We start from the raw sequence: 19,764 nt of genomic DNA on the forward strand, positions 1-19,764 counted from the left end.
TGCATGGCAGGCCTCATTGCCTGCGGCGCTTACGGCTCATGCCCAGTGGTTAAGCATTCGAAACCAGCGAGTAACGGGTATTTATGCGGCCCAACGCATAGCTACCAGTCGCCCTATCCTACGGCCGTCCCGAAAAGGGTGCCCAGGGCGTACGTCACACCGGCCGCCGCGCCCCCCAGCGCGAGCTGCCGCAGACCGCTGAACCACCAGGTCCGCGCGGTCACCTTGGCCACCACGGCACCGCAGCCGAACAGCCCGGCGAAGGCCAGCAGCAGGGCGGGCCAGAGCGCGGTCGCGCCGAGCAGGAACGGCAGCACGGGCAGCAGCGCGCCGAGCGCGAACGACCCGAAGGAGGAGACGGCGGCAACCAGCGGCGAGGGCAGGTCCCCGGGGTCGATGCCGAGTTCTTCCCTGGCGTGTATCTCCAGCGCCTGCTCGGGGTCGGCGGACAGCTGCCGGGCGACCTCCCGGGCCAGCGCCGGCTCGACGCCTCGCGCCTCGTACAGCGCGGCCAGCTCGGCCTCCTCGTCCTGCGGGTGCCTGCGCAGCTCCCGGCGCTCCACGTCCAGCTCGGCCTCGACGAGCTCGCGCTGCGAGGCGACGGAGGTGTACTCGCCGGCGGCCATCGAGAAGGCGCCGGCGGCAAGACCCGCGAGCCCGGTGATCACGATGGTCTGGTGGCCGACGGCGCCGCCGGCCACGCCGGTCATCAGGGCGAGGTTGGAGACGAGTCCGTCCATGGCACCGAAGACGGCGGGCCGCAGCCAGCCCCCGTTCACATCCCGGTGGGTGTGGTTGTCACGGTGGGCTTCGTGCAGAGTCGCCTGCGTCTCGATGACGGCCATGAAGGGTCCCCCAAAAGGTCTCGCCGCATGCCCCGAATAAGCTGAGGCAAAGCTAAGTTTGGACATGTTCTATCTTTTGACAACTCTGACGCTACGCCCCCGCATTCCCCGCCGCCAGCAAGGAAAGGCTGGGCTAACCTGCGGTTTTACCTCTCTCCGCTCACACGTGCGAGGTGCTGCACAGATGTCGACCGGGTGATGTAGAGGCCCTTCAGGCTGCGGTCAACCGCCGTTGGTGGGACACATCCGCAAACGGTTCCGCGCCCCCGCGCGAAGCCCCTCCCGGAGAGGCCCGCCCATGTCACCGATCGTCTGCACCCCGCCGGTCCCCGCCCCCGACGAGCGCGCCCCGGAGCTGCACGACCGAGCGCGGGGCGCGCTCCTGGGCCTGGCCGTGGGAGACGCGCTCGGGGCACCGGCGGAGAACATGAAGCCCTCCGAGATCCGCGCCCGCTGGGGCCGCATCACGGGATACGTGACCGACCGTCCCGCCGGTACGGACGACACCGAGTACGCGATCTTCTCCGGCCTCCTCCTCGCCCGGCACGGCTCCGCGCTCACCCCGGCCCACGTCGAGGCGGCCTGGCACGAGTGGATCGCCGACCGCGCCGAGGGCCCCTTCAAGGGCGCCGGCTTCAGCGAACGCGGCACCCTGGAGAACCTCCGCCGGGGTCTCGCCGCCCCCATCTCCGCCCAGCACCGGCACGCCTGGAGCGACGGACTGGCCATGCGGGCGGCGCCCTTCGGCGTCTTCGCGGCGGGCCGCCCCGCCGAGGCGGCCCGGCTCGTCGCCGTCGACGGCTCGGTGAGCCACGAGGGCGAGGGCATCTACGGCGGCCAGGCGGTGGCGGCGGGGGTCGCGGCGGCGATGGCGGGCGCCCCGCCCACGGCGGTGGTCGCCGCGGCGCTCGCGGTGATCCCGGACGACTCCTGGACGGCCCGCTCCCTGCGCCGGGCCGTCTCGGTGGCCCACCGCGGCGAGCGGGCGGTCCGCTCCGCGGTGGTCATCGGCGGCTACCCGTGGACCGACCTGGCCCCGGAGGCGGTGGCCCTGGCCTTCGGCGCGTACGCCGCGGCGGACGGCGACTTCCGCGACGCGGTGCTGACGGCCGTCAACATGGGGCGCGACGCGGACACCACGGCCGCGGTGGCCGGCGCGCTGGCCGGAGCGACCCGGGGGGAGACGGCGATCCCACGGGAGTGGGGGGCGGCGATCGGCCCGGTACGCGGGAGCTGCCTGCCGTCGATGGCGGGGCACCATGTGCTGGAGGTCGCGGAACTGCTGACGGCCGCGGCAGCGGCTGGGTCTGCGGCATCAGCTGGGGCTGGTGCTACAGCTGGTGCTGCGACTGCTGCTGGTGCTGCGGCTGCGGCTGCGGCTGCGGGACGGACGGGACCGGGGTCCGCCATGCCGGCGTTTCCGCCGAGCGAACCTCAGACCGTCACGTCAGCCCTGCTGCCGGCCGAGCCGCACCCCGAACCACCCGTCCTCACCCCCACCGAGCCGCCACCGGCGGCCGCCTTTCTGCCGGCCGAGTCGGGTGGTGGGCGGACGAGGTCACGGGGATCCAGAGGGCGGAGTCCCCTGGGGGCCGGGTGCGGCGAGGGGCTCCGGTGAACCGGCGTCGTATCGAGGGGCTCCTCCTCGGCCTCGCGGCGGGCGACGCCGCCGGCTGGCCCTCCGCGCGGCACCGCGCCTCCCGCATGCCCGAGTGGACCCGCCGCCTCACCCGCGAACTCGACACCTTCGCCGAGCACAACGCGACCACCACCCTCCCCGTCCCCATCGCCCTCAACCAGCCCCCCGAGCCGCTCCGCCTCGGCCCCTCCGACGACGCCGAGTGGGCCGCCTTCGCCGCCGAGGCCGTGCTGCGCGCCGGCGACGACACCCTCCTCGGCGACCTCAGCCGCGAGCTCCGTACCCGTGCCGCCATCGACCTCACCTGGACCGCCGTCGCCTCCGAGGTCGCCGCCGCGGCCGAACGCGCCCCGGAGATCGAGTCGGCCGTGCTCCCCCTGCGCGCCCGCATCTCGGTCCGCGCCGGCCTCGGCAACCTCGCCGCCGGCCTGCGCCCGCCCGCCACCGGCCACGACAACCCGCACTACTTCGACGACGCCGCCTGCGTCCGCGCCTGCGCCCTCGCCGTCGCGCACCCCGGCGACCCCCAACGCGCCGCCGACCTCGCCGAGTTCGACGCCCGCTACACCCAGGACGGCGACGGAGTGCACGGCGCCCGCGCGATGGCCGCCGCCCTCGCCCTCGCCCTCGTCGGCGCCGAGGTCGAAACCTGCGTGGCCGCGGCCCTCACCGAACTCCCCGAGGCCACCGAGATCGGCCGCAACGCCCGGCACGCCCTCACCCTCGCCGGCACCGCGGACTCCGCGTTCGCCCTGATCCCCCTCCTCGAACACCAAATCGTCGACCACGTCTACAGCTACGGCATCGCCGCCGCGGAAACCGTCCCGGTCGCCCTCGCCCTCGCCACCGCCGCGCGCGGCCGGATCGCCGAGGCCGTGCCCGCGGCCGCCTGCCTCTCCCGGGTCGCCGACTCGGCCCCCGCCCTGGCCGGCGCGCTCACCGGCGCACTCGGCGGCGCGACAACGATCCCGCCGTCCTGGCGGGACGCCTGCCGCACCCTGTCCGGCTGCGCCCTCCCCCGCCTCACCGGCACGGACCTGGTGGAACTCGCCGGACTCCTGGAAGCCACACAACCGGCCCGTCCAGGTGGATGATTCGGTGCATGACGCCCAAAGGAGAAGAAAGCACCGGAGCTTCGCTCGACGACCGGATCACCGGAGCACTGGTCGGGGCCGCCGTCGGCGACGCCCTCGGCGGTCCGGTCGAGGGCTACTCCCCCGACCAGATCCTCGAACGCCACGGCGGCCGCGTGCACGGCATCGTCGGCCCCTGGAACGGCGACGCCTGGCGCACCGCCCGCCCCATCGCGCCGTACCACAAGGGCGACGGGCACGTCACCGACGACACCTTGATGACCCACGCGCTGGTACGGGTGTACGACCGCGTCCGCGACCACCTCGACGCGTACGCCATCGCCGACCACCTGGTCCCCGACCTGATGACCAACCCCCGCTGGATCCCGGAGCTGGAGTCGGAGACCATCCCCCTGCACCGGATCTTCCTCGCGGAGAAGTGGCTCGCGACCCGCCTCCACTACGGCCACGCCGACCCCCGCGAGGCCGGCGTCGGCAACATCGTCAACTGCGGTGCGGCGATGTACATGGCCCCGGTCGGCCTGGTCAACGCGGCGAACCCGCAGGCGGCGTACGCCGAGGCCCTGGACATCGCGGGCGCCCACCAGTCGTCGTACGGCAGGGAGGCGGCGGGCGTCTTCGCGGCGGCGGTGGCGGCGGCGGCCGGACCCGGCGCGACACCGGACTCCGTGGTCGGCGTCTGCCTGTCCGTGGCGAAGGACGGCACCCGCGAGGCGATCGAACGCGTCTGTGAAACGGCGGCACACCACTCCGACTTCGAGTCGGCGCTGGTTCCGCTGCGCGCGGCGGTCGCCCCCTACGACACGGTGGGCCCCGACTACCGGTCCCCCTCCCTCGGCGCCCGCCGCCCCTCCCGCCTGCACTCCATCGAGGAACTCCCGGTCGCCCTGGGCATGTTGCTGGTGGCCGACGGCGACCACCGGCACGCCGTCCTCGGTTCCGTCAACTACGGCCGGGACTGCGACTCCATCGCGACGATGGCGGGCGCGATCACCGGGGCGCTGGGGTCGCCGGTCCCGGAGGAGTGGTCGAAGCGGGTCGCCGAGGCCAGCCGTCTCGACCTCTGGGAACCCCCTCGTGTCCTGGCCGCGGTGGTCCGGGAGGTCTTCGCCCGCGACGTCGAGCGCCGCCGCGCCCACGAGGAGTCCATCGCCCGCCTCGGAGGTCCGAGTTGCTCCGACTGACCTGGGTCCAGCCGGAGGACCTGCTGGGCCACGAGCTGCGCCAGGCCCGGCAGGACGGGCGAGAGCCGTCGGCGATCGCGGCGCGCTGGCGGGCGGCGGGGGGCGCGGACGCGCCGGACCGGGCGGGCGCGTCGCCGGACCGGGCGTCCCGGTACCTGCGCCAGCTGGCGGAGGATCTGCTCGACGAACTCGCCGACCTGCCGAGTCGGTTGAACGAGCCGACGGATCTGGCCGGGATCAAGGCGCTGTGTCCGCAGTGGCCGAGCGCCCACCCGGGAGGGCGGTGCGGGCCGTCGTGCGACTGCGGCCGCGACGTGGCCGATCACGCAGTTCCCCGCGCCCTTGACGGGGTGCTGCAGCCGCCGCATCTTTCCACCTCGGCCGCGGGCGGTCGTGCCGCTGGGGCGGCACGGGGAGGCACCCGGCAGGCGCCGGTGACCGTCCCCGCCCCCCGGCCTCCGCACCCCCGCGCCTACCACGCCGCCTGGCTGGGCCGAGCCGTCGGCTGTCTGCTCGGCAAACCCGTCGAGAAGCTCCCCCTGCACGCCATCCGCGAACTCGCCCGCGCCACCGGCAACTGGCCCCTGAACCAGTACTTCACGGCCCACGGCGTCCCCGCCGGACTCCTCTCCGCCCACCCCTGGAACCGCCGCTCGGCCCCCACCTCCCTCGCCGAGAACATCGACGGCATGCCCGAGGACGACGACCTCAACTACCCCCTGCTCAACCTCCTCCTGCTCCAACGCCGCTCCAGGACCTTCACCACGGCCGACGTCGCCGCCCTCTGGCTCGACGAACTCCCCGCCGGCCGCACCTTCACCGCCGAACGCGTCGCCTACCGCAACCTCCTCACCGGCGTCGAACCCCCGCACACCGCCCGCCACCGCAACCCCTTCCGCGAGTGGATCGGCGCCCTCATCCGCGCCGACGCGCACGGCTGGACCAACCCCGGCGACCCGGCCGCCGCGGCCGAACAGGCCCACCGGGACGCCACCCTCACCCACACGGCCAACGGCGTCTACGCGGCGATGTTCACCGCGGCCGTCATCGCCACCGCCGCCACCGGCGGCCACGACGTCCACACCTGTCTGCGCACCGGCCGGTCCGTGATCCCACCCCACTCACGCCTCGCCCGCGCCGTCGACCACGCGATCCGGCTCGCCGGGGAACACGACGACTTCGACACCGTCGTCGACGAACTCCACGCCGTCCATTCCCCCACCCACCACTGGGTGCACGCCATTCCCAACACCGCCCTGATCGCCGCCGCCCTCACCCACGCCGACGGCGACTTCACCGGCTCCGTCTGCCGCGCGGTGAGCGGCGGCTGGGACACCGACTCGAACGGCGCGACGGCGGGGTCCGTCGCCGGTCTGCTCGCCCGTGACCCCGACGCGCTGCCCGACCGCTGGACGACCCCGCTCAAGAACCGACTCGCCACCTCCGTCGCCGGCTTCGACGGCACCGGCTTCGACACCCTCGCCCACCTCACCCACCTGGAGGCGACCCGCTCATGACCCACATCGCCGTACTCGGCAGCATGAACATGGACCTCGTCGCGTACGCCGAGAAGGCACCACAGCTCGGCGAGACCGTGACGGGACGGGCGTTCCGCACGATCCCCGGCGGCAAGGGCGCCAACCAGGCGATCGCCGCCGCCCGCGCCGGCGCCACCGTCTCGATGATCGGCGCGGTCGGCCACGACGTCTACGGCGTCCGGCTGCGCGAGACCCTCGAACACTCCGGCGTGGACACGGACTCGCTGCGCACGATCGAGGGGCCGTCCGGCACCGCGCACATCGTGGTGGACGACGAGGGCGGCAACGCGATCGTCGTGATCCCCGGCGCGAACGGCACCGTCGACCATCTCGCCCCCGGCGACGAGGGCGTCATCGCCTCCGCCGACACCCTCCTCCTGCAGCTGGAGATCCCCCTCGCAGCGGTGGTGGCCGGCGCGCAGGCCGCCCGCCGGCACGGCGTCCGGACCATCCTCACCCCGTCCCCCGCCCGCCCGCTGCCGTACGAGCTCCTCCACAGCATCGACCTCCTCGTGCCCAACGAGCGGGAGGCGGCCACCCTCACCGACCGCGGCGACCCGCGCGACGCGGCGGCCGCGCTCCTCGACCGGGTACCGCAGGTCGTCGTCACGCTCGGCGCGGCCGGCAGCCTCTACCTCACCCGTGACGCCGCGCCCCTCGTCGTCCCCGCGCCCCGGGTGACCGCCGTCGACTCGACAGGCGCGGGCGACACCTTCGTCGGCGCCCTCGCGGTGGCCCTGGCCGAGGAGAAACCGATCCGTGAGGCCCTGTCCTGGGCGGCGGCCGCGGCGGCGATCTCCGTCCAGCGGGAAGGAGCGACGGAGTCGATGCCGTACCGCCCGGAGATCGAAACCCAGTACACCGCATGAGTACGGCACCCGAGGCGGCCCCGCCCCTCACCGGTCTGCGCGTCCTCGATCTGGCCACCCTCTTCGCCGGTCCCCTCGCCGCCACCCTGCTCGGTGACTTCGGCGCCGAGGTCGTCAAGGTCGAGCACCCCGCCAAGCCCGACCCCTCCCGGGGCCACGGCCCGGCCAAGCGAGGCGTCGGACTGTGGTGGAAGCTGCTCGGCCGCAACAAGCGCACCCTCACCCTCGACCTGTCCAAGCCCGGCGGCCGTGACACGCTGCTCCGGCTGGCCGCCACCGCCGACGTGATCATCGAGAACTTCCGCCCCGGCACCCTGGAGAAGTGGGATCTCGGCTGGGAGGAGCTGTCCGCCGCCAACCCGCGCCTGGTCCTGGCCCGGGTCACCGCCTTCGGCCAGTTCGGCCCCTACGCCCGCCGCCCCGGCTTCGGCACCCTCGCCGAGGCGATGAGCGGCTTCGCGGCGATCACCGGCGAACCGGACGCCCCGCCCACGCTGCCCCCGTTCGGGCTCGCCGACTCCATCGCCGCTCTGGCCACCGCGTACGCGGTGATGACCGCGCTCGCGGCCCGGGACCGCACCGGCGAGGGCCAGGTCGTCGACATGGCGATCATCGAGCCGATCCTGGCCGTCCTCGGCCCCCAGCCCACCTGGTACGACCAGCTCGGCTACGTCCAGGCACGCACCGGCAACCGGTCCGCCAACAACGCCCCGCGCAACACCTACCGCACGGCGGACGGCAGCTGGGTCGCGGTGTCCACCTCGGCCCAGTCGATCGCCGAACGCGTGATGGGCCTGGTCGGGCGCCCGGAGCTGATCGACGAGCCGTGGTTCGCGACCGGGGCCGGCCGGGCCGCGCACGCCGACGTCCTCGACGCGGCCGTCGGCGGCTGGGTCGCCACCCGCTCCCGCGCCGAGGTGCTGGCCGAGTTCGAGAAGGCGGAGGCGGCGGTGGCGCCGATCCAGGACGTACGGGACGTCATGGAGGACCCCCAGTACCAGGCGCTGAACACGATCACCACCGTCCCCGACCCCGACCTGGGCCCCCTGCGCATGCAGAACGTCCTCTTCCGGCTCTCGGCCACCCCCGGCGCGATCCGCTGGACCGGCCGCCCGCACGGCGCCGACACGGAGGAGATCCTCGCCGAACTGGGCCTGACCCCGGCCCAGGTACGGGCCCTGCGCGAGGAGGGCGCCGTATGACCTCCATGCCGTTCCCCCTGACCTGGCTGTACGTCCCCGGCGACCGGCCGCACGTGGTCGCCAAGGCGCTGGCCTCCGGAACCGACGTGGTGGTGATCGACCTGGAGGACGCGGTCGCCCCCGACCGCAAGGACTACGCCCGTACCGCAACCGCCGAGCTCCTCGCCCACCCCCAGCCGGTCCCGGTCCACGTCCGGATCAACGCCCTGGACACCCCCTGGGCACAGCCCGACACCGAGGCCCTCCTCGCCCTCCCCGGCCTCGCCGGGCTCCGCCTCCCGAAGGTCACGAGCCCCGAGGACATCCGCCGCCTCGCGTCCCGGACCTCCGCTCTCCCCCTCTACGCCCTCCTGGAATCGGCCCTGGGCATCGAACACGCCTACGCCATCGCCGCCGCCCACCCCGCCCTGCGGGGCATCTCCCTGGGCGAGGCGGACCTACGGGCCGACCTGGGGGTACGGGACGACATCGGCCTCGACTGGTCCCGTTCCCGGATCGTGGTCGCCGCGCGGGCGGCGGGCCTCGCCCCACCGCCCCAGTCGGTCCACCCCGACACCCGTGACCTCAACGGCCTCGCCGCGTCCTGCGCCCACGGGCGCGCCCTGGGCTTCCTGGGCCGCGCCGCGATCCACCCCCGGCAGCTCCCGATCATCGAACGGGCCTACCTCCCCACCGAGGCCGAACTCGAACAGGCCGAAACGGTCATCAAGGCCGCCACCACGGAACAGGGCGCCCAGGCCCTCCCCGACGGCAGCTTCATCGACGCAGCGGTAGTGGCCGCAGCCCGCAGAACCCTGTCCCTACTGAACCGCCGCTGACCCCTTCCCCCCACCGACACCGCCCCTCCGCCGCCGACTTCCCACGCCGGGACCTTCCCCCCGCCGACGGTTTCCCTCCACCGACAACTTCCCCCCGGCGGCAACTTCCCTCCGGCGGCAACTTCCCTCCGGCGGCAACTTCCCTCCGGCGGCGGTCTTCTTCCACCGACAACTCCGCCCGACCGACAACCTCCCCCGGCGGGAACTTCCCTGCGCCGGTGGATTCTCACCGCCGGTGATTTCTCACCGCCGGTGATTTCCCTCCGCCGATGGTTTCTTTCCGCCGCGACGGCGAGCACCCCCGCGGCGCCGTCCGGCGGTGCCAGACCTGCCGCACCCTCCGGCGCAGACACGAAGAGGGCGCCCGGTTCGATCCCGGGCGCCCTCTTCGTCGTACGGCAGACAGGTCAGCTCTTCTTGGTCCCCGACCCGGCCTCGTCCTTGGCCTCGGCCTTCACCTCATCGTCGGCGTCATCGTCGGCGTCGGCTTCGGCCTCGTCGCCGGCTTCGGCGTCGTCGCCGGAGGGCTCCGCCTCCTTCGCCTCAGCGGACTCCGCGGCCTCGCCGGCCTCACCGGTGCCGTCGGCCTCACCGTCGGGGACGCCCGGCTCGACCACCGCCTCGCGGCCCGGCCGCTTCTTCGCCGAGACCACCATGTACAGCACCGCGAGCAGGAACACGATCATCGCGGTCCAGTCGTTGAGCCGCAGGCCGAGGATGTGGTGGGCGTCGTCGACGCGCATGTACTCGATCCAGCCGCGGCCCACGCAGTACGCCGCGACGTACAGGGCGAACGCCCGCCCGTGCCCGAGCTTGAAGCGGCGGTCGGCCCAGATGACCAGGAAGCCGACGCCGATGCACCACAGCGACTCGTAGAGGAAGGTCGGGTGGTAGTAGCCGGGAACGCGGCCGCCCTCGGAGGACGTGATGTGCAGGGCCCACGGAAGGTGGGTCTCGCGGCCGTAGAGCTCCTGGTTGAACCAGTTGCCCCAGCGTCCGATCGCCTGGGCGAAGGCGATGCCGGGGGCGATGGCGTCGGCGTAGGCGGGCAACGGGATGCCCCGCCGTCGGCAGCCGATCCACGCGCCCACCGCACCGAGCGCGATCGCGCCCCAGATGCCGAGGCCGCCCTGCCAGACCTTGAACGCGTCGACCCAGTCACGGCCCGCGCTGAAGTACAGCTCGTAGTCCGTGATCACGTGGTAGAGGCGCCCGCCGACCAGGCCGAACGGTACGGCCCAGACCGCGATGTCGGCCACGGTGCCGGCCCGCCCGCCCCGGGCGATCCAGCGCTTGTTGCCGAGCCAGACGGCTACGAAGACACCGATGATGATGCAGAACGCGTAGCCGCGCAGCGGGATGGGTCCGAGGTGGATCACTCCGCGCGACGGGCTGGGAATGTAGGCAAGTTCTTCCATGGCAGGGTCGACGCTACCGTGCCGGACCGGGCCGACGGCAACCAGCCCGGCTACGGCTCCATAACGGGGGCGTGAGAATCGCTTGCTCCCCCTTACTGCTTGTTCGCTTCCTCGACCAGCTGCTTCAGCTTGGCCAGGGTCATCGTCTGGTCCTGGTAGATGTTCTTGCCGTCGAGCAGGACGGTCGGCGTGCCGTCGAACTTGGCGGCCTGGAAGGCCTGGTTGGACTTGACCACCCAGGAGTTGTGCGTGCCGTCCTTGACACACTTCTGGAACGCCGGCGTGTTCAGCCCCTGGACCTTGCCGGCGAGCTCGATCAGCTTGTCGTTGCTCGCGAACGCGTCGTCGGTCTCCTTCGGCTGGTTCTCGTACAGCACGTCGTGGAAGTCACGGAACTTCCCGGCGTCCTGGGCGCAGGCCGCCGCGTTGGCCGCGTTCCGGGAGCCGCTGCCGCCGAGGTTGCCGTCGATCAGCGTGACCAGGTGGTACTCGATCCTGAGCTGACCGGCGTCGACCAGCTCGTGGAGCGTCGGGCGGTACGCGGTCTCGAAGGCCTGGCAGGCCGGGCAGCGGAAGTCCTCCCAGACGGTGAGCGTCGCCTTGGCGCCGTCCTTGCCGACCGGGATCGCGAGGCTGTCCTTGCCCTGCGCGCCGGAGGGCGCCACGACCGGGCCGGAGCTCGCGCTGCCCTTGTCCTTGCCCGCGTTCGCGGCGATCACGCCGATCACCGCCGCCAGGCCCAGGACGCAGACGACGCTCGCGCCCACGATCAGCGCGCGCCGTCGCTTGTCCGAGGCCCGCTGCTTCTCGCGCTCGGCCGCCAGCCGCTCACGGGCCATCCGCTTTCCGTCACGATTCTTCTCGCTCACACCCCCAGAACGAACCGGGGAGGCGCAGCGCGCCTCCCCGGTCCCAGGTCCACCCGTTCGAGTGACCGAATGTTCTGTTATGCCGGGAGTTCCCGGACGGCCTACGCCTGTCCGCGCACGCCCTTCGCCAGGTCCCCGGCGAGTTCGCGGACGGCCGCGATGCCGGCCGCGTGGTCCGGCGCGTCCAGCATCCGCTTCACGAAGGCCGAACCGACGATCACGCCGTCGGCGAAGCCGGCGACCTCGGCGGCCTGGGCCGCGTTGGAGACGCCGAGGCCGACGCAGACGGGCAGCCCGGTGCCGGTGGCCCGGGTGCGTTCGACCAGGTCCTGGGCCTGCGCCCCGACCGATTCACGCGTACCGGTGACGCCCATCAGCGAGGCCGCGTAGACGAACCCGCTGCCCGCCGCCGTGATCGTCGCGAGCCGCTCGTCCTTGCTGCTCGGCGCCACGACGAAGACCGTCGCGAGGCCGTGCTTCTCGGCGTGCTCCCGCCACAGGGCCGACTCCTGCACCGGCAGGTCGGGCAGAATGCAGCCCGCGCCGCCGGCCTCGGCCAGCTCCGCGGTGAAGCGTTCGACGCCGTAGCGGTCGATGGGGTTCCAGTACGTCATGACGAGGATCGGCTTGCCGGTGGCCTCGTGGGCCTCCCTGACCGTGCGCATGACGTCCGCGATCCTGACGCCGCCGCGCAGGGCGATGTCGTCGGCGGTCTGGATGACGGGGCCGTCCAGGACCGGGTCGCTGTGCGGCAGCCCGACCTCGACGACGTCCGCGCCGCCGTCCAGGGCGGCCCTGATCGCCTCGATGCCGCCGTCCACGGTCGGGAAGCCGGCCGGGAGGTAGGCGATGAGCGCGGCGCGGCCCTCGCCCTTGGCACCCGCGAGGGTGTCGGTCAGCAGCTGAATGTTCCCGCTCACTTGGCGTCCCCCTCGATCTCGGCGGTGTCGGCGGCGTCGGCCTCGACCACGGCGTCGGCCTCGCTGTCGTACAGGCCGAAGTAGCGCGCGGCGGTGTCCATGTCCTTGTCGCCGCGGCCGGACAGGTTGACGACGATCAGCCCGTCCTTGCCGAGCTCCTTGCCGACGTCCAGGGCGCCGGCGAGGGCGTGGGCGCTCTCGATGGCCGGGATGATGCCCTCGGTGCGGGAGAGCAGGCGCAGGGCCTGCATGGCCGCGTCGTCGGTGACCGCGCGGTACTCGCCGCGGCCGGAGTCCTTGAGGTAGGAGTGCTCGGGGCCGATGCCGGGGTAGTCCAGACCGGCCGAGATCGAGTACGGCTCGGTGATCTGGCCCTCGTCGTCCTGGAGGACGTAGGACCGGGAGCCGTGCAGGATGCCGGGCTCGCCGGCGGTGAGGGTGGCCGCGTGCTCGCCGGTCTCGATGCCGTGGCCTGCCGGCTCGCAGCCGATGAGGCGGACGCCCGCGTCGGGGATGAAGGCGTGGAAGAGGCCGATGGCGTTGGAGCCGCCGCCGACGCAGGCGACCGCCGCGTCGGGGAGCCGCCCGGCCCGCTCCAGGAGCTGGCGGCGGGCCTCGACGCCGATGACCCGGTGGAAGTCGCGGACCATCGCCGGGAAGGGGTGCGGGCCCGCGACCGTGCCGAAGAGGTAGTGGGTGTGGTCGACGTTGGCCACCCAGTCGCGGAACGCCTCGTTGATGGCGTCCTTGAGGGTGCGGCTGCCGGACTTCACGGCGATGACCTCGGCGCCGAGCATGCGCATACGGGCCACGTTGAGGGCCTGCCGCTGGGTGTCGATCTCGCCCATGTAGACGGTGCAGTCGAGGCCGAACAGCGCGCAGGCGGTGGCCGTCGCCACGCCGTGCTGGCCGGCGCCGGTCTCCGCGATCACCCGGGTCTTGCCCATGCGCTTGGTGAGCAGGGCCTGGCCGAGCACGTTGTTGATCTTGTGCGAGCCGGTGTGGTTCAGGTCCTCGCGCTTGAGGAAGATCCGGGCGCCACCCGCGTGTTCGGCGAAGCGGGGGACCTCGGTGAGGGAGCTGGGGCGGCCGGTGTAGTTGACCAGGAGGTCGTCGAGTTCGCGGGCGAACTCGGGGTCGTGCTTGGCCTTGTCGTACTCGACGGCGACCTCGTCCACGGCGGCGACGAGGGCCTCCGGGATGAACTTGCCGCCGAAGGCGCCGAAGTAGCCCTCGGTGGAGGGCACCTGGCCTTCTGGGTCAGGGAAGAAGTAGTCGCTGGGCATGCGGAAACCTCACGGTGAGTGCGTGTGAAAAGACACTATTCGCCGTGGGGGCGGAGTCCGTCGTACGACCTCAGACCGCGTGCGGCCGGTCGCGCAGTTCCCCGCGCCCCTTTGGGGCGCGCTGCCATCGACGTCCGTTGACCTGCCCGGGTTCGTCACCGATGACGTATCGCACCCGACGGCCGTGGACACGCCTCGCGGGGGCTCGGCAGCCCCTGGGGCGGCAGCCGCGCGCGAGGCGGGCGTACCGGTCCACGGTCGTCACGGTGAGAGTCATCGGGTTCAGCCTAGTGGGTGATCAGGGGCGGCCGTGCCGGAGTGCCGGGTGTTCGCCCGCCGCCACCAGGTCGGCCACCGCCGACTTGGGGTCGCGGCCCGTGACCAGGGACTCGCCGACCAGGACCGCGTCGGCGCCCGCGTTGGCGTACGCGATCAGGTCGTGCGGGCCGCGGACGCCGGACTCGGCGACCTTGACGACGTGGGCGGGGACCTCGGGGGCGACCCGCTCGAAGGTGGAGCGGTCGACCTCCAGGGTCTTCAGGTTGCGCGCGTTGACACCGATCACCTTGGCGCCGGCGTCCACCGCGCGCTCGACCTCGTCCTCGTCGTGGACCTCGACGAGCGGGGTGAGGCCGATGGACTCGGCGCGCTCGATCAGCGACTCCAGGGCCGGCTGGTCGAGGGCGGCGACGATCAGCAGCGCGAGGTCGGCGCCGTACGCGCGGGCCTCCCACAGCTGGTACGACGTGACGATGAAGTCCTTGCGCAGCACCGGGATGTCCACCCGGGCCCGGACGGCCTCCAGGTCGGCCAGCGAGCCGCCGAAGCGGCGCTGCTCGGTCAGGACCGAGATGACGGCCGCACCGCCCGCCTCGTAGTCCGCGGCGAGCCCCGCCGGGTCGGCGATCGCGGCCAGTGCGCCCTTGGACGGGCTGGAGCGCTTCACCTCACAGATGACCTTGACGCCCTCACCGCGCAGCGCGGCCACGCCGTCCTTGGCGGCCGGCGCCTTCGCCGCGCGCTCCTTGAGCTCGTCGAGGCTGACGCGCGCCTGCCGTTCCGCGAGGTCGGCACGGACGCCGTCGATGATCTCGTCGAGCACACTCACGAGAGCGGCCCCCTTCCGGACGGTTCTTCCAGGCGGTCAAAAACCCATGGGCCGAAAACTCATGGTCACTGCGATGGTATCCGGAGGACGGGGTAGGCCTCACATCCGGTTGACGCCGGTCCCAGTACCTGGACACCCACCGGTTGATCAAGGATGCAACCAGCCACCGAGGGGCAGGTTCCGGACAACGGTGAAGACCAGTAGCAGCACGCCCAGGCTCCACATCTGCACCGGCCTGAGCTCGATCCGGGCGGGCCGGCCGCGCGCCGCGCGTACCACCCAGACGGTCCACACCACGGCGAAGGCCAGATAGGCGAGGACGCCCGCCGCGTTGTCCCGCAGCGCCGCCAGGAAGTCGCCGTGGACGAAGGCGTGCGCGCTGCGCAGGCCGCCGCAGCCGGGGCAGTACAGGCCGGTGAGCCGGTAGAGCGGGCAGACCGGGTAGTGGCCGGGCTGGTTGGGGTCGACGGTGCCGACGTAGGCGAAGGCCCCGACGACGGCGCCCAGTACGGAGACGGGCACGGCCAGCCGGCCCCGTAGGGAGGGCGTCACCGGCGGGGCGACTGCTGCACTGTGACTGTCGGCGTTCACGCCTCGCATTGTGCCCCGTACGGTCGGCACACGCGCGAGAGGGGCGCCCGGATCCGGGCGCCCCTCTCGGGAAAGCTCTGGTCGGTCAGCCCTCGGCGGCGACCGGCTCGCGGGTGACGGCCGGGGCGGAGTGCGACATCATCAGGGCGCCACCGTTGGTCTGCTTCGGCTGGCCGAGACCCATGGAGCGCATGATCAAGCCGACGACACCGCCGAGGACCACGATCACCATGCCGGCCCAGAAGCCGAGCGGCTGGGCCATCACCATGAACGCGCCCGCGACGCAGAAACCGATGAAGGCGATGGTGACGCCGGTCCAGGCGGCCGGGGTGTGACCGTGGCTGCTGCCCGCCATGACTTGCTCCTCGTTGCTCGTACGTGTCCTTCCGGACGCTCGTCCTCCATTGTCCCGTACGAGCACCGGTGCGGGACGCGGGGGTGGCGTCTGATTCGCCACATCGACTGAAACCCCCGCCGGCCGTAGCGCCCCGTAGCTGAAGCGCCCCGTAAGGGGCGCTGGGGGCACCCCCGGCCGAAGGCTGGGGGAGGAACTGCGCGACCGGCCCCCACGGCGCCGCAGCCGACGAACGGCCTGTCACGGCGCCCCCGGCGAAGCGTCACGCGCTGGTGGGATCCTCGCCCCGGTCGAGCGCCTTCCAGATGTCCTCGGGCCGGTCGGGATCGACCGGCTTCGGCGCCCGCCGCGGCCGCTCCGCCCCCGTACCGCGCTCGTAGCGCCCGGACATGGCGGGCCACAGCCGCCCGTAGCGCAGCGCCAGCAGTCCGGCGACCAGGATGAGCGCACCGCCGGCCGCGGCGACGTACGGCCAGCCGGTGTGGCTGAGCGCGTCGACCGTGGCGGAGGTGTCCCCGCTGGCCTCGGCGGCCTTCTCGTCGAGCGCGGAGCCGTCGGCCGCGCCGAGCAGGGCCGCGGCGGCGATGCCGGCGCCGGAGAGCGCGAGGAGGCCGGAGACCAGGAAACGGCCGGCCTTGCGGACGGCGAAGACGGCGACGAGCGCGGCGAGGCCCACTATGGCGAGGGCCGCGGGGACGCCCGTGACGTCGCTGCCCTTGGCGGTCAGCGGGAAGTTGCCGCCTGCCACCGTCGCGGTGCCCGCCGCCCAGCGCTGCCGGGTGGACAGCAGGGCAACGGCCGCGCCGAGCGCGCCGAAGAGCAGCGCGACGGCAAGGCTGCGGCGGCCGGACCGGGCGGGTTCACCGGCTTCGGAAGTGGGGTGAGGAACAGCAGTCACGTACTCCACTATCGCCTGAACCCCGCGCGAACGGTCACCCGGGGTCGGGTGAGAAGCGCCCCACTTGCCCGGTCCGTGCGCCTACTTGCCCAGTCTGTTGGCCGTGTGCACCGCGCGCAGGACCGCCGCCGCCTTGTTGCGGCACTCCTGGTCCTCGGCGACCGGGTCGGAGTCGGCGACGATGCCGGCACCGGCCTGGACGTACGCCGTGCCGTCACGGAGCAGAGCGGTGCGGATGGCGATGGCGGTGTCGGAGTCGCCCGCGAAGTCGAGGTAGCCGACGCAGCCGCCGTACAGCCCCCGCCTCGACGGCTCCAGCTCGTCGATGATCTGCATCGCCCGGGGCTTGGGGGCGCCGGAGAGGGTGCCGGCCGGGAAGCAGGCGGTGAGGACGTCGAAGGCGGTGCGGCCGTCGGCGACCTTTCCGGTGACCGTCGAGACGATGTGCATGACGTGCGAGTACCGCTCGACGGACATGAAGTCGACGACCTCGACGGAGCCGGGCTCGCAGACCCGCCCCAGGTCGTTGCGCCCGAGGTCGACGAGCATGAGGTGCTCGGCACGCTCCTTGGGGTCGGCCATCAGCTCGTCGGCGAGGGCCTGGTCCTCCTGCGGGGTGGCCCCGCGCGGCCGGGTGCCGGCGATGGGATGCACCATGGCCTGCCCGTCCTCCACCTTGACGAGGGCCTCCGGGCTGGAGCCCACGACGTCGAAGCCGTCGAAGCGGAAGAGGTACATGTACGGCGACGGGTTGGTGGCCCTCAGGACCCGGTACACGTCCAGTGCGCTCGCCGTGCACGGGGTTTCGAACCGCTGGGAGGGGACGACCTGGAAGGCCTCGCCCGCGCGGATGCGCTCCTTGATGTCCTCGACGGCCACCTGGAAGTCGGGGCCGCCCCACAGGGCGGTGTACTCGGGGAGCTCGGAGGGCGGCAGGACGGCGGGCGGCTGGGCGACCGGGCGGGAGAGGTCGGCCTCCATGGCGTCCAGGCGGGCCACGGCGTCCGCGTGGGCCTCGTCGACACCGGTGTCGAGGTCGTTGTGGTTGATCGCGTTGGCGATCAGCAGGACCGAGCCCTCCCAGTGGTCCATGACGGCGAGGTCGCTGGTGAGGAGCATGGTCAGCTCGGGGAGTCGGAGGTCGTCGCGCTCCCCCGGGCCGATCTTCTCCAGGCGGCGCACGATGTCGTAGCCGAGGTAGCCGACCATGCCGCCGGTGAAGGGGGGCAGCTCCTGGTCGTGGGGGGTGTGCAGGGCCTCGATGGTGGCGCGCAGGGCGGCCAGCGGGTCGCCGTCGACGGGCACGCCGACGGGCGGGGTGCCGACCCAGTGGGCCCGGCCGTCGCGGGCGGTGAGGGTGGCGGCGGAGCGGACCCCCACGAAGGAGTACCGGGACCAGGAGCGGCCGTTCTCTGCGGACTCCAGCAGGAAGGTGCCGGGGCGCTCGGCGGCGAGCTTGCGGTAGAGCGCGACCGGGGTGTCGCCGTCAACGAGGAGCTTGCGGGTGACCGGGATGACGCGCCGGTCGGTCGCGAGCTTGCGGAAGGTCTCGAGGTCCATGGCGGCAGACCTTACTGATCGGAGGCGGGTACGCCGGAATCGGCGGCCTCGTGACCGTGCTCGGCGTCCTTCAGGAGCACGTCGGCGTCGAAGCAGGTCCGGTCGCCGGTGTGGCAGGCGGCGCCCACCTGGTCGACCTTGACCAGCACGGTGTCGGCGTCGCAGTCGAGGGCGACCGACTTCACCCACTGGAAGTGGCCGGAGGTGTCGCCCTTGACCCAGTACTCCCGGCGGCTGCGCGACCAGTAGGTGCAGCGGCCGGTGGTGAGGGTCCGGTGCAGCGCCTCGTCGTCCATCCAGCCGAGCATCAGCACCTCGCCGGTGTCGTACTGCTGGGCGATGGCGGGGAGGAGTCCGTCGGCGCTGCGCTTGAGGCGGGCGGCGATCTCCGGGGCGAGGCCACTGGACGGGGGCGTACCCGTCGTACCGGTCGTACTGGTCATGGGTGCCATTGTGCCGCGCGGCACCGACAGTCACGGTCCGTGTCCACTGTCCGGACGGTGCGGCTGGCCGTAGGCTGGCGGTATGTCGACCTTCGCCAAGCGTGAACGGCTCCTGCTCGCCGACCTCTTGGAGACCGCCGGTCCCGAGGCTCCGACCCTCTGCGAGGGCTGGGTGACCCGTGATCTGGCCGCGCACGTGGTGGTGCGCGAACGCCGGCCGGACGCGGCCGGCGGCACGATGATCAAGCAGCTGGCGCCGCGCCTGGAGAAGGTGACGGCCGAGTTCGCGGCGAAGCCGTACGAGGAGCTGATCCAGCTCATCCGGACCGGTCCGCCGCGGTTCTCGCCGTTCCAGCTCAAGCAGGTGGACGAGGCGGCCAACACCGTCGAGTTCTACGTGCACACCGAGGACGTCCGCCGGGCCCAGCCGGACTGGTCGCCGCGGGAGCTGGACCCGGTCTTCCAGGAGGCCCTGTGGACCCGGCTGGAGCGCACCGCCCGGCTGCTCGGCCGGGGCCTGCCGACGGGCCTGGTGCTGCGCCGCCCGGACGGCCAGACGGCGGTCGCCCATCGCGGCGCACCCGTGGTGACGGTGACCGGCGAGCCCTCCGAGCTGCTGATGTTCGCGTTCGGCCGGCAGAACACCGCGAAGGTCGAGGTGACCGGCGACGAGAACGCGATCGCCAAGCTGAACGAGTCCAGGAAGCTGGGCATCTGAGGAGCCCGCGGTGATCCGGGTCGCGATGACGAGCGTGTACGTGGACGACGTGCCGAAGGCGCACGCGTTCTACACGGACGTCCTCGGCTTCGAGACCCGTACCCGCCTGGACCTGGGCGACGGCACCCTGTTCGTCACGGTCGGCGCCCCGCATGGCGCCCAGCCGGACCTCCAGCTCCTGCTGGAGCCCGGCGAGGGCCCTCTCGCCGACCCGTACCGCAAGGCCGTCTACGAGGCGGGCCTCCCGGCCATCGTGTTCGCCGTCGACGACATCCGTTCGGAGTACGACCGTCTGCGCACCCTGGGCGTCCGCTTCCCGCACGAGCCGCAGGACCAGGGCCCTGTGATCGCCGCCGTCCTGGACGACACCGTCGGCAACCTGATCCAGCTGACCCAGCCGAAGGGCTGA

21 protein-coding genes are annotated in these 19,764 nt (G+C 72.9%); 9 read left to right on the forward strand and 12 right to left on the reverse strand.

Features of this window, described 5'->3' with window-relative positions; all coding sequences use genetic code 11:
- Window positions 1-113: 113 nt before the first annotated feature.
- Window positions 114-845 carry a VIT1/CCC1 transporter family protein gene (locus tag ACIQVL_RS01470; protein WP_403435009.1) on the reverse strand — a complete coding sequence of 244 codons (732 nt, stop codon included), beginning with the start codon at window positions 843-845 and terminating at the stop codon, window positions 114-116.
- Between the two features lie 298 nt (window positions 846-1,143).
- Between ACIQVL_RS01470 and ACIQVL_RS01475 the strand changes: the two genes are divergently transcribed.
- The 7 genes from ACIQVL_RS01475 to ACIQVL_RS01505 are packed head-to-tail and all read left to right on the forward strand — an operon-like array spanning window position 1,144 to window position 9,189.
- A complete protein-coding gene (locus tag ACIQVL_RS01475; protein ID WP_403473971.1) occupies window positions 1,144-2,463 on the forward strand; it encodes an ADP-ribosylglycohydrolase family protein in 1,320 nt (439 codons plus the stop codon).
- A complete protein-coding gene (locus ACIQVL_RS01480) occupies window positions 2,442-3,578 on the forward strand; it encodes an ADP-ribosylglycohydrolase family protein (RefSeq protein ID WP_403473972.1) in 1,137 nt (378 codons plus the stop codon). Before ACIQVL_RS01475 ends, ACIQVL_RS01480 begins: the two co-directional genes overlap by 22 nt.
- Before the next feature lie 8 nt (window positions 3,579-3,586).
- A complete protein-coding gene (locus ACIQVL_RS01485; protein WP_403435007.1) occupies window positions 3,587-4,762 on the forward strand; it encodes an ADP-ribosylglycohydrolase family protein in 1,176 nt (391 codons plus the stop codon).
- Window positions 4,750-6,279 (forward strand): ADP-ribosylglycohydrolase family protein, encoded by a 1,530-nt coding sequence (locus ACIQVL_RS01490; protein ID WP_403435006.1) that lies wholly within the window; start codon window positions 4,750-4,752, stop codon window positions 6,277-6,279. Before ACIQVL_RS01485 ends, ACIQVL_RS01490 begins: the two co-directional genes overlap by 13 nt.
- Window positions 6,276-7,169, forward strand: coding sequence for a ribokinase (gene rbsK, locus ACIQVL_RS01495; protein ID WP_403435004.1), 894 nt, complete (start codon window positions 6,276-6,278; stop codon window positions 7,167-7,169). Before ACIQVL_RS01490 ends, rbsK begins: the two co-directional genes overlap by 4 nt.
- Window positions 7,166-8,371 (forward strand): CaiB/BaiF CoA transferase family protein, encoded by a 1,206-nt coding sequence (locus tag ACIQVL_RS01500; RefSeq protein WP_403435003.1) that lies wholly within the window; start codon window positions 7,166-7,168, stop codon window positions 8,369-8,371. The genes rbsK and ACIQVL_RS01500 overlap by 4 nt, the downstream gene beginning before the upstream one ends.
- Window positions 8,368-9,189, forward strand: coding sequence for an HpcH/HpaI aldolase/citrate lyase family protein (locus tag ACIQVL_RS01505; protein WP_403435001.1), 822 nt, complete (start codon window positions 8,368-8,370; stop codon window positions 9,187-9,189). Before ACIQVL_RS01500 ends, ACIQVL_RS01505 begins: the two co-directional genes overlap by 4 nt.
- A gap of 407 nt (window positions 9,190-9,596) precedes the next feature.
- Here the strand turns inward: ACIQVL_RS01505 and lgt are convergent, their stop codons facing one another.
- The 11 genes from lgt to hisI form a co-directional block, all read right to left on the reverse strand.
- A complete protein-coding gene (lgt, locus tag ACIQVL_RS01510; RefSeq protein WP_403473973.1) occupies window positions 9,597-10,607 on the reverse strand; it encodes a prolipoprotein diacylglyceryl transferase in 1,011 nt (336 codons plus the stop codon).
- A 92-nt stretch (window positions 10,608-10,699) separates the two neighbouring features.
- Window positions 10,700-11,476, reverse strand: a complete 777-nt coding sequence (locus ACIQVL_RS01515; RefSeq protein WP_403473974.1) for a DsbA family protein — start codon at window positions 11,474-11,476, stop codon at window positions 10,700-10,702.
- 101 nt (window positions 11,477-11,577) lie between these two features.
- Entirely contained in the window at window positions 11,578-12,396 is an 819-nt protein-coding gene (trpA, locus tag ACIQVL_RS01520) for a tryptophan synthase subunit alpha (RefSeq protein ID WP_403434996.1), read from the reverse strand.
- Window positions 12,393-13,682, reverse strand: a complete 1,290-nt coding sequence (trpB, locus tag ACIQVL_RS01525) for a tryptophan synthase subunit beta (protein ID WP_403434994.1) — start codon at window positions 13,680-13,682, stop codon at window positions 12,393-12,395. Before trpB ends, trpA begins: the two co-directional genes overlap by 4 nt.
- Window positions 13,683-13,752: 70 nt before the next feature.
- Window positions 13,753-13,959, reverse strand: coding sequence for a tryptophan biosynthesis modulator TrpM (trpM, locus tag ACIQVL_RS01530; protein ID WP_403434992.1), 207 nt, complete (start codon window positions 13,957-13,959; stop codon window positions 13,753-13,755).
- Between the two features lie 21 nt (window positions 13,960-13,980).
- Window positions 13,981-14,790, reverse strand: a complete 810-nt coding sequence (gene trpC / locus ACIQVL_RS01535) for an indole-3-glycerol phosphate synthase TrpC (RefSeq protein WP_403434990.1) — start codon at window positions 14,788-14,790, stop codon at window positions 13,981-13,983.
- Window positions 14,791-14,937: 147 nt separating this feature from the next.
- Window positions 14,938-15,390 carry a DUF2752 domain-containing protein gene (locus ACIQVL_RS01540; protein WP_403434988.1) on the reverse strand — a complete coding sequence of 151 codons (453 nt, stop codon included), beginning with the start codon at window positions 15,388-15,390 and terminating at the stop codon, window positions 14,938-14,940.
- A 76-nt stretch (window positions 15,391-15,466) separates the two neighbouring features.
- A complete protein-coding gene (locus ACIQVL_RS01545; protein WP_403434986.1) occupies window positions 15,467-15,736 on the reverse strand; it encodes an HGxxPAAW family protein in 270 nt (89 codons plus the stop codon).
- A gap of 262 nt (window positions 15,737-15,998) precedes the next feature.
- Window positions 15,999-16,643 carry a TIGR02234 family membrane protein gene (locus ACIQVL_RS01550; protein ID WP_403434984.1) on the reverse strand — a complete coding sequence of 215 codons (645 nt, stop codon included), beginning with the start codon at window positions 16,641-16,643 and terminating at the stop codon, window positions 15,999-16,001.
- Between the two features lie 72 nt (window positions 16,644-16,715).
- Entirely contained in the window at window positions 16,716-18,194 is a 1,479-nt protein-coding gene (locus ACIQVL_RS01555) for an anthranilate synthase component I (protein ID WP_403473975.1), read from the reverse strand.
- A gap of 11 nt (window positions 18,195-18,205) precedes the next feature.
- Window positions 18,206-18,646 (reverse strand): phosphoribosyl-AMP cyclohydrolase, encoded by a 441-nt coding sequence (gene hisI / locus ACIQVL_RS01560; protein WP_382725617.1) that lies wholly within the window; start codon window positions 18,644-18,646, stop codon window positions 18,206-18,208.
- 73 nt (window positions 18,647-18,719) lie between these two features.
- Here hisI and ACIQVL_RS01565 point away from each other — a divergent pair, with 73 nt between their 5' ends.
- Window positions 18,720-19,355, forward strand: coding sequence for a TIGR03085 family metal-binding protein (locus ACIQVL_RS01565; RefSeq protein WP_403434980.1), 636 nt, complete (start codon window positions 18,720-18,722; stop codon window positions 19,353-19,355).
- Between the two features lie 10 nt (window positions 19,356-19,365).
- Window positions 19,366-19,764 carry a VOC family protein gene (locus ACIQVL_RS01570; protein WP_403473976.1) on the forward strand — a complete coding sequence of 133 codons (399 nt, stop codon included), beginning with the start codon at window positions 19,366-19,368 and terminating at the stop codon, window positions 19,762-19,764.

The organism is Streptomyces sp. NPDC090499 (assembly GCF_044769305.1).
Lineage (GTDB): Bacteria > Actinomycetota > Actinomycetes > Streptomycetales > Streptomycetaceae > Streptomyces.